13 protein-coding genes are annotated in these 11,160 nt (G+C 70.9%); 7 read left to right on the forward strand and 6 right to left on the reverse strand.

The window, feature by feature from the left end:
* Positions 1–277: 277 nt before the first annotated feature.
* A complete protein-coding gene (locus ABT288_RS36935; RefSeq protein ID WP_502972920.1) occupies positions 278–1,348 on the reverse strand; it encodes an S-adenosylmethionine:tRNA ribosyltransferase-isomerase in 1,071 nt (356 codons plus the stop codon).
* Between the two features lie 8 nt (positions 1,349–1,356).
* On the reverse strand, positions 1,357–2,052 hold the full coding sequence (locus ABT288_RS36940; protein ID WP_351617552.1) for an SDR family NAD(P)-dependent oxidoreductase: 696 nt from the start codon (positions 2,050–2,052) through the stop codon (positions 1,357–1,359).
* 227 nt (positions 2,053–2,279) lie between these two features.
* On the opposite strand from ABT288_RS36940, the gene ABT288_RS36945 reads away from it, so the two are divergent.
* The 3 genes from ABT288_RS36945 (at position 2,280) to ABT288_RS36955 (ending at position 4,464) form a co-directional block, all read left to right on the forward strand.
* On the forward strand, positions 2,280–3,425 hold the full coding sequence (locus ABT288_RS36945; RefSeq protein WP_351617555.1) for a GAF domain-containing sensor histidine kinase: 1,146 nt from the start codon (positions 2,280–2,282) through the stop codon (positions 3,423–3,425).
* Positions 3,418–4,059 carry a response regulator gene (locus ABT288_RS36950; protein ID WP_351617558.1) on the forward strand — a complete coding sequence of 214 codons (642 nt, stop codon included), beginning with the start codon at positions 3,418–3,420 and terminating at the stop codon, positions 4,057–4,059. Before ABT288_RS36945 ends, ABT288_RS36950 begins: the two co-directional genes overlap by 8 nt.
* Positions 4,060–4,218: 159 nt before the next feature.
* Positions 4,219–4,464 carry a chaplin gene (locus ABT288_RS36955; protein WP_351617561.1) on the forward strand — a complete coding sequence of 82 codons (246 nt, stop codon included), beginning with the start codon at positions 4,219–4,221 and terminating at the stop codon, positions 4,462–4,464.
* A 174-nt stretch (positions 4,465–4,638) separates the two neighbouring features.
* On the opposite strand, the gene ABT288_RS36960 is transcribed toward ABT288_RS36955, so the two are convergent.
* Positions 4,639–5,427: an Rv1486c family protein gene (locus ABT288_RS36960; RefSeq protein WP_351617564.1), complete on the reverse strand. Its 789-nt coding sequence runs from the start codon at positions 5,425–5,427 to the stop codon at positions 4,639–4,641.
* 150 nt (positions 5,428–5,577) lie between these two features.
* Here ABT288_RS36960 and ABT288_RS36965 point away from each other — a divergent pair, with 150 nt between their 5' ends.
* From ABT288_RS36965 to ABT288_RS36975, 3 genes are all read left to right on the forward strand, one after another.
* Positions 5,578–6,369 (forward strand): ABC transporter ATP-binding protein, encoded by a 792-nt coding sequence (locus ABT288_RS36965; RefSeq protein ID WP_208901649.1) that lies wholly within the window; start codon positions 5,578–5,580, stop codon positions 6,367–6,369.
* Positions 6,370–6,452: 83 nt separating this feature from the next.
* Positions 6,453–6,884 carry an NfeD family protein gene (locus ABT288_RS36970; RefSeq protein ID WP_351617568.1) on the forward strand — a complete coding sequence of 144 codons (432 nt, stop codon included), beginning with the start codon at positions 6,453–6,455 and terminating at the stop codon, positions 6,882–6,884.
* A gap of 111 nt (positions 6,885–6,995) precedes the next feature.
* Entirely contained in the window at positions 6,996–7,964 is a 969-nt protein-coding gene (locus ABT288_RS36975) for an SPFH domain-containing protein (protein ID WP_351617571.1), read from the forward strand.
* Positions 7,965–8,014: 50 nt separating this feature from the next.
* Here ABT288_RS36975 and ABT288_RS36980 read toward each other — a convergent pair whose 3' ends face one another.
* From ABT288_RS36980 to ABT288_RS36990, 3 genes are all read right to left on the reverse strand, one after another.
* Entirely contained in the window at positions 8,015–8,521 is a 507-nt protein-coding gene (locus ABT288_RS36980) for an HNH endonuclease (RefSeq protein ID WP_351617574.1), read from the reverse strand.
* Positions 8,522–8,689: 168 nt separating this feature from the next.
* Positions 8,690–9,229: a YbhB/YbcL family Raf kinase inhibitor-like protein gene (locus ABT288_RS36985; protein WP_351617577.1), complete on the reverse strand. Its 540-nt coding sequence runs from the start codon at positions 9,227–9,229 to the stop codon at positions 8,690–8,692.
* A gap of 45 nt (positions 9,230–9,274) precedes the next feature.
* Positions 9,275–10,057 (reverse strand): sporulation protein, encoded by a 783-nt coding sequence (locus tag ABT288_RS36990; protein ID WP_351617580.1) that lies wholly within the window; start codon positions 10,055–10,057, stop codon positions 9,275–9,277.
* A gap of 99 nt (positions 10,058–10,156) precedes the next feature.
* On the opposite strand from ABT288_RS36990, the gene ABT288_RS36995 reads away from it, so the two are divergent.
* Positions 10,157–10,807, forward strand: a complete 651-nt coding sequence (locus tag ABT288_RS36995; RefSeq protein ID WP_351617583.1) for a DNA-3-methyladenine glycosylase — start codon at positions 10,157–10,159, stop codon at positions 10,805–10,807.
* Positions 10,808–11,160 lie beyond the last annotated feature (353 nt).

The following is an 11,160-nucleotide window of genomic DNA, read 5'->3' on the forward strand; positions in this document are numbered from 1 at the left end:
GCGGAGGTCGCTCCTGCGTCCGCCGGGGGAATCGGCTCCTCCCACACGAACGCCGCGGGCCGGTGACCCACGGCGCTGAGCGACGGGAGCAATTCTTAGCTGGCGCAAAATTCCCAGGCAAAGCTGTGACGTACGATCCTCGATAGTGGATCGGCCAAGGGCAAAACGGGACAGACTGGACCGTCTGTCCCGTTCATGCGGGGATGGTTTATCTCCTATGCCCGGTCGTACGTGATGTGGGCCCTATGCGCGGGCTCACATCGGACACGTAACAGTCTCACCAGGAGTTGCCGTTGCAACGCTCTGTGTGAGGGCCCTCCTCCGGGAGGACGAGATGTACGTCGCCGAACTCGTGCCACAGGTAGAGCCCCCGGAGTGCCTCCTCGTAGGCACGGTCGACCGCGGCCCGCCCCGCCACCGCCCGCAGCATCAGCAGATGCGAGGCCTCCGGCTCGTGCAGCCCGGTCAGCAGCCCGTCCACCACCCGCACCCCGCGCTCCGGCGTCACCACCAGATCCGTCCACCCCTCGGCCGCCCGCACCACCCCGTCCGGCCCGGCCGCCGACTCCACGGCCCGCACGGCGGTCGTACCCACGGCGATCACCCTGCCCTCGCCCGCCCTCGCCGCGTTGATCAGCCGCGCCGACGCCGCCGGCACCGAGAACCGCTCCGGATACGGCGGCTCGTGCGACTCCGCCGATGCCACCCCCGTGTGCAGCGTGACCGGCGCGAACTGCATTCCCCGGCTCACCAGCTCCGTCACCAGGCCCGCGGTGAAGGGGCGCGCCGCACTCGGCATCTCCGCACTGCCCGCCCCGTCCGGCGACGGCAGCGCGAACACCGTCTGGTACACCGACAGCGGCTGGTCCCGCTCCGTATAGGAGTAGCGAATGGGCCGCCCGTGCGCGCGCAGCATCCCCAGGACGTCCCCGTCCGCCCGGGCCCACCACAGCCGCTCCCCGCCCGGGCTCAGCGGCTCCTCCAGCACCAGCCGCCCCGTCCCCGGCAGCAGCACCTCCGTACCCGCACGCGTGCCCGTACGCGCGCGTGTGGTGCCCCGCCCGTCCGGCTCCCGCAACTCGACCGCCCACCGGCCGTCGTCGCCGCGCGTGGAGAAATGCACCACCACGCGCGCGTGGCCGCTGCGTCCGTCCACCGCCGCGGCCAGCGTGGGCGAGGTGTTCACCACCAGCAGGTCCCCGGCCCGCAGCAGCAGCCCCAGCTCCGGGAAGAGGTGATGCGTCACCTGCGTACCGCGCGAGACCAGCAGCCGTACGGCGTCCCGGTCCAGCCCCGGACCACGCTGCTCGGCGGGTACGCGCGCGGACAGCCCCTCCGGTACGCGCACGACTGTCCTCACCGCTCCTCCAGCAGCGCCGGCGCCGCGTACCGCCCGCTGGCCGGCCGCTCGTCCAGCAGCCGCAGAAACGCCGGTACGACCGTGTCCGGCGCCGGACGCCGCTCGTCGTCGCCGGGTACGGCCGCCGCGTACAGGTCCGTGGCCATGTCCCCGGGATCCACCGCCCACACCCGCAGGCCGGGCTCCTCCACGCCCAGCACCGCCGCCAGCTGGTCCAGGGCCGCCTTCGAGGCGCCGTAGCCGCCCCAGGTCTCGTACGCCTCGGCCGCCGCGTCCGAGCTGACCACGACCACCGTGCCGGCCGGCGACTCCCGCAGCAGCGGCAGCGCCTCATGGACCAGGCCGAGCGCGGCCACCACGTTCACCTCCAGCGCCCGCCGCAGTCCCTCCACGGGCAGCTCGGCCAGCCGCACCAGCGGCTCCGCACCCAGCGCGCTCGCATTGCTGACCAGCAGGTCGACCCCGCCCAGCCGGCGCGCCGCCGCCACCAGCTCCGCCCGGTGCCCGGCATCCGTCACGTCCCCGGCCGGGGCCGTCACGCGCGTGCCGTGCCCGGCGACGCCCTCCGCGGCCTCCTTGAGGGCCTCGGCGCCCCGGGCGTCCAGCACCAGATCCCAGCCCCGCGCGGCGAGTGCCTCCGCGAGTGCCCGCCCCAGGCCCTTCGAGGCCCCCGTGATGATCGCCACCGGCATGACTACCGTCCCCTCGTCGCCTCCCGCCACCGTCGGGCGGTGACCACACCGTAGGAACGGCACCGTCCCGGCCGCCTCGGACGCGGGCCGCAACACGGAGGGGCCCTTCGGCGTACACCGCGCGTCCGGGGTCGCGGGGCCTACACCGGCCGCCCTAGGACCAGCGGACCGGGTCCCGCCACCACAGGTCCGATCCGCTTGTCACACCCCGCCGGTACCGTGAGGACATGAGTCACCGTCCTCGGTCCGGCCTGGCAGCGGTCAGTTCCGCGCTGCTGGCCATGAGCAGGCATCTGGAGGTGCGCGACGTCCTCAAGACGATCGTCGCCTCCGCCCGCGAACTGCTCGACGCGCAGTACGCCGCCCTCGGCGTCCCCGACGATCACGGCGGCTTCGCCCAGTTCGTCGTCGACGGCGTGAGTGACGAGCAGTGGCGCGCCATCGGCCCGCTCCCGCGCCAGCACGGCATCCTCGCCGCGATGCTGCACGAGGCGAAGGCGGAGCGCCTCGCCGACGTGCGCAAGGACCCCCGCTTCGAGGGCTGGCCGGCCGCGCACCCGGACCTGGCCGACTTCCTCGGCCTGCCCGTCCGCGACGGCGACGAGGTCATCGGCGCGCTCTTCCTGGCCAACAAGAACTGTCCCAGGCGGGAGGGGAGTTGCGGCTTCACCGAGGCGGACGAGGAACTGCTCGCCATCCTCGCCCAGCACGCCGCCATCGCCCTCACCAACGCCCGGCTCTACGAACGCAGCCGCGAACTCACCATCGCCGAGGAACGCTCCCGCCTCGCCCACGAACTGCACGACGCGGTCAGCCAGAAGCTCTTCTCCCTGCGCCTGACCGCCCAGGCCGCGGCGGCGCTCGTCGACCGCGACCCCGCCCGGGCCAAGGGCGAACTCCACCAGGTCGCCGCGCTCGCCGCCGAGGCCGCCGACGAGCTGCGCGCCGCCGTCGTGGAGTTGCGCCCCGCCGCCCTGGACGAGGACGGCCTGATCGCCACCCTGCGCACCCAGACCCAGGTCCTCGACCGCGCCCACACCGCGCGCGTGACCTTCACCAGCGGCGGCTTCCGGGCCCTGCCCGCCGCCCAGGAGGAAGCCCTGCTCAGAGTCGCCCAGGAAGCCCTGCACAACGCACTGCGCCACTCCGGCGCCGAACACGTCGAGGTGAGCGTCGGGCGGCGCGGCTGCGGAGCCGTGCTGCGCGTCACCGACGACGGCAGCGGCTTCGACCCGAAGGCGGTCCGCCGCGCCGGACGGCATCTGGGCCTGGTCTCGATGCGGGACCGCGCGAGCGGCGTCGGCGGCACGCTGACCGTGGAGTCGGTGCCCGGCAAGGGCACCACGATCGAGTTGGAGGTCCCCGGTGGCTGACGCGATCAGGGTGCTGCTCGTCGACGACCACCAGGTCGTCCGCCGGGGCCTGCGCACCTTCCTGGAAGTGCAGGACGACATCGAGGTCGTCGGCGAGGCCGCCGACGGCGCCGAAGGAGTCGCCCGCGCCGAGGAACTGCGCCCGGACGTCGTCCTGATGGACGTCAAGATGCCGGGCATGGACGGCGTCGAGGCCCTGCGCCGGCTGCGCGAACTCGACAACCCCGCGCGCGTGCTCGTCGTCACCAGCTTCACCGAGCAGCGCACGGTCGTACCGGCCCTGCGCGCGGGCGCCGCCGGATACGTCTACAAGGACGTGGATCCCGACGCCCTCGCCGGCGCCATCCGCTCCGTGCACGCCGGCCACATCCTGCTCCAGCCCGAGGTCGCCGGCGCCCTGCTCTCCCAGGAGGAGGCCAACTCCGGCCAGAGCAGAGGCGGTTCGCTCACCGAACGGGAGCGCGAGGTGCTCGGCCTGATCGCGGACGGCCGCTCCAACCGCGAGATCGCCCGCGCCCTCGTGCTGTCCGAGAAGACCGTCAAGACGCATGTCTCCAACATCCTGATGAAGCTCGACCTCGCCGACCGCACCCAGGCCGCGCTGTGGGCCGTACGCCACGGCGTGACCGGCTGAAACGCCCTCCCCAAGGCCTCACCCACGGCAACAGCCCAGGCTGAGATTCATACCGTCGTGGGAATGTCACCCGGACGGCGCATCCTCCGGCGATCTCCGCCGTTCTCCAGTGCGTGCTGCGGCGAGCCGCCGCGGTGAACGTCAAGGAGGGGTTGGAAAGTGAAGAACCTGAAGAAGGCCGCGGCCGTGACGATGGTGGCCGGTGGCCTGGTGGCGGCCGGTGCGGGGATGGCCTCCGCCACGGAGGGCGCCCACGCCTGCGGCGAGGCCCTGGGCTCCCCGGGCGTCATCTCGGGCAACGTCGTCCAGGCCCCGGTGCACATCCCGGTGAACGCGGTCGGCAACAGCGTGAGCGTGGTCGGCGTACTGAACCCGGCCTTCGGCAACAGCGGCCTCAACCACTGAGGTCCGGCCGACAACGACCACAGGCCTCCCGGTGCCCATCGGGAGGCCTGTCATGTTGTCGTCCCGCTTCCCCAGCCCGTCCGGCCCCCGAGCACCAGGGCCGCAGGCCCGGCGGCGGCGTCCGCGGGCGGCAGCCCCCAGGTACGCCCGCACCGGACCCCGGCACCCGTCGGCCTACCGCACGCCCCGCTCCCGCTCCTCCACGATGGAGTTGTACGCCGCCACCTGCGCCCGCCGCGCCGTCCGCTCGACGGGCCGCAGGGCCTCCGCCCGAGCGGCCATCTCCGAGGAGCTGACCGCACCCCCATGCCCGTTGCCGTACGCCAGCGACACCAGCAGCGCGACCCGCTGCGCCAGCTCCAGCACCCGCACCGCACGCGGCGGATACCCCGGCGCCAGCACCTCCCGGCCCCGCTCGGCCCGCGCCCGGTACGCGTCGATCGCCGCCTCCGCCACCGGGCCCGCCCCGGCGACGTCCAGCTTCGACAGCACCTCGGTCGCCTCGCGCAGCGCCTCCGCCAGCTCCCGCTCGGCCTCGCCCAGCGACGGCACATCGGCGGGCGGCGCCTCCCGCACCGGCAGCACATGCCAGACCACCTCGGCATGCACATCACCCGCCGGCCCGGCCTCGTACACCTCCGGCACCAGCCCGAACGCGGCGCCGTGGCAGACCACCGCCTCCTCGGCCTCCAGCGCCCGCGCATTGAACTCGGGCGGACCGCTCAGCCCCAGCGGATGCCCCGGCGCCGGCAGCGCGACCCGCAGCCCGGTCGCCCCCAGCGTCCGCAGCCGCCCCAGTGCCAGCGTGAGCCCGACCGGCGCGGACTCCCCGGGCAGCCCCTCCACCCGGTGCACCGTGTCCTCGCTCACGATGGCGAGCGCGGCGTCATCCGGAGAGACAAGTCCGGCCAAGAGGGCATTTCCCCAAGCGGCGAGGCGTCCTGAACGCGGTTCCGAGAGCATGCCCCCACCCTAAGGACCGGACCGATGGAATGGGGCGGGGCACTCGTGGCGTAGATTTCATAAGGGCTGCGCCCACAGGCGCGGCGGACCGAGCCACAGGCGTACGCGACAGCCGAGACCGGCCACACTGCAAGGGGAGACAACGCGCTCATGAGCGATGTTCTGGAGCTTCAGGACGTATCCGTGGTCCGCGAGGGCCGGGCTCTGGTGGACCAGGTCTCCTGGTCGGTGAAGGAGGGCGAGCGCTGGGTCATCCTCGGACCCAACGGCGCCGGCAAGACCACCCTCCTGAACGTCGCCTCCAGCTACCTCTTCCCCAGCAAGGGCACCGCCACCATCCTCGGTGACACCCTCGGCAAGGTCGACGTCTTCGAGCTGCGTCCCCGCATCGGCGTGGCCGGCATCGCCATGGCCGAGAAGCTCCCCAAGCGCCAGACGGTCCTCGAGACGGTACTGACGGCCGCCTACGGCATGACCGCCCACTGGCAGGAGGAGTACGACGAGGTCGACGAGCAGCGCGCCCGCGCCTTCCTCGACCGCCTCGGCATGAGCGACTACCTCGACCGCCGCTTCGGCACCCTCTCCGAGGGCGAGCGCAAGCGCACCCTCATCGCCCGCGCCCTGATGACCGACCCCGAGCTGCTCCTGCTGGACGAGCCCGCCGCCGGTCTCGACCTCGGCGGCCGCGAGGACCTGGTCCGCCGCCTCGGCCGGCTCGCCCGCGACCCCATCGCCCCCTCGATGATCATGGTCACCCACCACGTCGAGGAGATCGCCCCCGGTTTCACCCACGTCCTGATGATCCGCCAGGGCAAGGTCCTCGCCGCCGGCCCGATCGAACTGGAACTGTCCTCCCGCAACCTCTCCCTCTGCTTCGGCCTCCCGCTCGTCGTGGAGCAGGTCGGCGACCGCTGGACGGCTCAGGGCCTGCCCCTGTCCTGACCCTCCGCCCAAGGTCCTCCCGAGCCGGTCCCGCTCCCTTTCGCGCCCTGTCCGCCGCCCGGCCCCGGCCCTACCATGACCCTGTGAACGACATCGACGCATGGGTGTGGTGGCTCGTCGGCGCGGCGGCGCTCGGAATCCCGCTCGTCGTCACCGCCATGCCGGAGTTCGGCATGCTGGCGGTGGGAGCCATCGCGGCCGCCGTCGCCGCGGGCCTCGGCCTGGACGCCGTGATCCAGGTCCTCGTGTTCGTCGCCGTCTCCGTCGCGCTCATCGCCGTCGTCCGCCCCATCGCGGCCCGCCACGGCAGACAGCTCCCGCAACTCGCCACCGGCATCGACGCCTTGAAGGGCAAGCAGGCGGTCGTCCTCGAGCGCGTCGACGGCTCCGGCGGCCGCATCAAGCTCGGCGGAGAGGTCTGGTCGGCCCGCGCCCTCGACACCGACCGGGCCTACGAAGTGGGCCAGGCAGTGGACGTCGTCGACATCGAAGGGGCCACCGCCATCGTCATCTGAGGCATCCTGCACACGAGTTGGACGATGGTCTGTCAGACTCGACCAGCAAGATCTTCTGCAACCACGAGATCTGCCGAAGGCGCCGAGGCGGAGAGGGGTACGGGGAACACGATGGGATCGGTCATCATCGTCCTGGTCATTCTGGTGGTGTTGGTCTTCATCGCCCTGATCAAGACCATCCAGGTCATCCCACAGGCCAGCGCAGCCATCGTCGAGCGCTTCGGCCGTTACACACGCACGCTGAACGCGGGACTGAACATCGTGGTCCCGTTCATCGACACCATCCGCAACCGCATCGACCTGCGCGAACAGGTCGTGCCCTTCCCGCCGCAGCCGGTGATCACCCAGGACAACCTGGTCGTCAACATCGACACGGTCATCTACTACCAGGTGACCGACGCCCGCGCGGCCACCTACGAGGTCGCCAGCTACATCCAGGCCATCGAGCAGCTGACGGTCACCACGCTGCGCAACATCATCGGCGGCATGGACCTCGAACGCACCCTGACCTCCCGCGAGGAGATCAACGCCGCCCTGCGCGGCGTCCTCGACGAGGCAACGGGCAAATGGGGCATCCGCGTCAACCGCGTGGAGCTGAAGGCCATCGAACCGCCCACCTCCATCCAGGACTCGATGGAGAAGCAGATGCGCGCCGACCGTGACAAGCGCGCCGCGATCCTCACCGCCGAAGGTACCCGCCAGGCCGCCATCCTCACCGCCGAGGGCGAGAAGCAGTCCCAGATCCTGCGCGCCGAAGGTGAGGCCAAGGCCGCGGCCCTGCGCGCGGAGGGCGAGGCCCAGGCGGTCCGTACGGTCTTCGAGGCCATCCACGCCGGCGACCCCGACCAGAAGCTCCTGTCCTACCAGTACCTGCAGATGCTCCCGAAGATCGCCGAGGGCGACGCCAACAAGCTCTGGATCGTCCCGAGCGAGATCGGCGACGCCCTCAAGGGCCTCTCCGGCGCCATGGGCAACTTCGGCCCCCTGGGCGGCGGTGGCCAGGGCAACGGCGGAGCCAACGTCCCCGCACAGAACAACGGCCCGAGCACAGAACGCCGCGAGAAGCCGAGCATCGACTAGGAGTTGTGGACACGCCGGTTCCCCCTACGCCCCTCCAGGGGCGCGGGGAACTAGGCAGCGTCCCGAGCCAGCCACTCAGGCAGAGCCTCGAACTCCTCGGAGCCCAGAGCCAAGAGCATCGCATCGGCGGGAGTCGGCTCGAAGGGCTCCCGCAGCAAAGCCATCCCCGCCTCCTCCGGAGTCCGGTTGGCCTTGCGGTGATTGTCCTCCGCACACGCGGCAACCGTGTTCAGCCAGGTGTCCTGCCCACCCTGCGCCCGCGGCACCACATGGTCCACGGTCGTCGCCCTGCGCCCGCAGTACGCGCACCGGTGCCGGTCCCGGACCAGCACACCCCGTCTCGACCACGGAGCTTGTCTTCGGAACGGCACCCGCACATACCTGCACAGCCTGATCACCCGGGGCGCGGGTATGTCCACATCGGCACCGCGCATGCGCAGTTCGGGATGGGCCTGCTCGACGACGGCCTTGTCCTGCAGCACCAGGACGACGGCTCGATTCAGCGTCACCGTCGACAGCGGCTCGAAGCTCGCGTTCAGCACCAGCGTGTCCCGCATCCAGCCCACCTCCCGTGTGCACCTGCCCACCCCCCGGCGGGCTTGGATCAACTCTGGACGGGCGCGCCGAGATGGACAACGCAATAAAAAATGCCCGCCCCCGATCACTTCCAAGACCGGAGGCGGGCAAACGTTCAATGAACGCTCGGCTGAATCCGTGCTGTGCGGTCAGCCCTGCGCAGGGTTCTCGTACTCACCGATGAGCTGGGCACGCGCGATCGTGTGGAACCGCAGATTGAAGCCGACGACGGCGGGCGAGACATCGGCATCCGGACCGAGCTTCTCCTGATCCACCGCGTACACCGTGAAGACGTACCGGTGCGGCCCGTCCCCGGGCGGCGGCGCGGCGCCACCGAAGTCCTTCGTCCCGTAGTCGTTGCGCACATGTACCGCGCCCTCGGGCAGGCCCTCGAACTTGCCGTTGCCCGCACCCGCCGGAAGCTCCGTCACGGAGGCCGGGATGTCGAACAGGACCCAGTGCCAGAACCCGCTGCCGGTCGGCGCGTCGGGGTCGTAACAGGTCACGGCGAAGCTCCTGGTCTCCGGCGGGAAGCCCTCCCACCGCAGGTGCGGCGAGGTGTTGCCCTCCGCATGGACCTGGGCGCTCTTCAGCGTCCCACCCTCCTCGACGTCGTCGCTCGTCACCGTGAACGACGGCACCGGCGGATGGAAGTCGTGGGGGAGCGGCCGCCGCTTGAGCTCGGTCACCTCGGTACCTCCTGATCGATGATCTGGAACCAGCAGTCCCCGAGCCTAGAACCAGTTGCGCTTGCCGCCGACCTCGGACAGCCACTGGTTCAGATAAGCCGCCCAGTCGGTCCCCATCCAGTCGTTCAGCCCCACCTGGAAGGACCGGTAGGTGTCCGAGCCCTCGCTGAACAGACCCGGCTTCTTGTCCATCTCCAGCACGACGTCCATCGCGTGCCCGTCGGCCACGAAACTCAGCTCGACCTGGTTCAGACCCCGGTACTGCGACGGCGGGTAGAACTCGATCTCCTGGTAGAACGGCAGCCGCTGCCGCGTACCCCGGATGTGGCCACGCTCCATGTCCGCGTTCTTGAAGCGGAAGCCGAGCTGGATGAAGGCGTCCAGGATGGCCTTCTGCGCCGGCAGCGGATGCACGTTGATCGGGTCGAGGTCACCGGAGTCCACAGCCCGCGCGATCGCCAGCTCGGTCGTCACCCCGATGTGCATCCCGCGCAGTGCCTGCCCGTCGATCATCGTGACCGGCGTCTCCCAGGGGATCTCCAGACCGAACGGCACCGCGTGCACCGCACCCGCCTGCAGCGCGAAGGCGCCACCGAGCCGTACCTTGGTGAACTCGATGTTCTGCTTGTACTCCTCGTCGCCGCTCTCCACCTCGACCCTGGCCTGAAGACCGACCGACAGCCCCTCGATGTCCTGGTTCACGGACCCGCCCTGGATCCGCACCTCACCCTGGACGACACCGCCCGGCACCACATTGGCCTCGGTCAGCACCGTCTCGACCGAGGCCCCGCCGGCCCCGAGGCTCGCGAGCAGCTTCCTGAACGCCATTGACTCTCCCTTTACGAACGGACCTCGCCCCCACACACGCGATCCGCCCACACCTGGTTCCGCCGAGGGGCCGCCCCGCCTGCACTACCCTCGGAGGGCATGATCGCGCCCCCGGACCGTACGCCACTGCCCAGAGAGTTCTTCGACCGCCCGGTCCTGGAGGTGGCACCGGACCTCCTCGGCCGCATCCTGGTGCGTACGACACCCGACGGCCCGATCGCCGTCCGCCTCACCGAGGTCGAGGCGTACGACGGCCCCAACGACCCCGGCTCACACGCCTATCGTGGGCGCACCCCCCGCAACGCCGTGATGTTCGGTCGGCCCGGACACGTGTACGTCTACTTCACCTACGGCATGTGGCACTGCATGAACCTCGTCTGCGGACCCGAGGGCCGGGCGAGCGCCGTCCTGCTCCGCGCCGGCGAGGTCGTCGAAGGTGTCGAACTGGCCCGCAAACGACGAGTTTCGGCCCGGAACGACAAGGAACTGGCCAAAGGTCCGGCCCGCCTGGCCACGGCCCTGGACGTCGACCGCGCCCTGGACGGCACGGACGCGTGCGCCTCCGGCGAGACCCCGCTGCGGATGCTCACCGGTACGCCGGTAGCCGCTGACCAGGTACGAAGCGGACCGCGCACCGGAGTCGCCGGCGAAGGCGGGAATGGCGACATCCATCCCTGGCGTTACTGGGTGGCGGGCGACCCTACGGTGAGCCCCTATCGGGCACATGTACCGAGGCGGCGCCCAAGTTGACGCGCCTCGCCGGGGTGCGTAATGTATCCCGAGCCGCTGAACCGGGTACGGCAATCGCCTGCAGCCGGAGCGGCCAACCCACTACTCAGCTACAACCCCTCGCCGGGGTCGATTTTGGCGCGCCCGCGTGCCCGAATTCGAACTCGCGAGACTCGATCGAGACTCGATTATGAGTCGCCGAGAGAATGAGCTAACGTAGTGAATGTCGAAAGGGCGGACGGCGAAAGCCGAAAACCTGGAGGACACCCGCCGACAGGGAATCGGATCGAGAAAAGATCTGATAGAGTCGGAAACACCGAAGGGAAGCGCCCGGAGGAAAGCCCGAGAGGGTGAGTACGAAGGAAGCGACCGTT

Origin of the sequence: Streptomyces sp. NPDC001093 (genome assembly GCF_040298985.1) — a bacterium.
In the GTDB taxonomy this organism is placed as follows: Bacteria; Actinomycetota; Actinomycetes; order Streptomycetales; family Streptomycetaceae; genus Streptomyces.

Coding starts and splice junctions, on each gene's coding strand:
- ABT288_RS36940 (WP_351617552.1), bottom strand. CDS start 2,052: ATGCCGGTGGCGATCATCACGGGGGCCTCGAAGGGCCTGGGGCGGGCA.
- ABT288_RS36945 (WP_351617555.1), top strand. CDS start 2,280: ATGAGTCACCGTCCTCGGTCCGGCCTGGCAGCGGTCAGTTCCGCGCTG.
- ABT288_RS36960 (WP_351617564.1), bottom strand. CDS start 5,427: ATGCTCTCGGAACCGCGTTCAGGACGCCTCGCCGCTTGGGGAAATGCC.
- ABT288_RS36965 (WP_208901649.1), top strand. CDS start 5,578: ATGAGCGATGTTCTGGAGCTTCAGGACGTATCCGTGGTCCGCGAGGGC.
- ABT288_RS36975 (WP_351617571.1), top strand. CDS start 6,996: ATGGGATCGGTCATCATCGTCCTGGTCATTCTGGTGGTGTTGGTCTTC.
- ABT288_RS36980 (WP_351617574.1), bottom strand. CDS start 8,521: ATGCGGGACACGCTGGTGCTGAACGCGAGCTTCGAGCCGCTGTCGACG.
- ABT288_RS36990 (WP_351617580.1), bottom strand. CDS start 10,057: ATGGCGTTCAGGAAGCTGCTCGCGAGCCTCGGGGCCGGCGGGGCCTCG.
- ABT288_RS36995 (WP_351617583.1), top strand. CDS start 10,157: ATGATCGCGCCCCCGGACCGTACGCCACTGCCCAGAGAGTTCTTCGAC.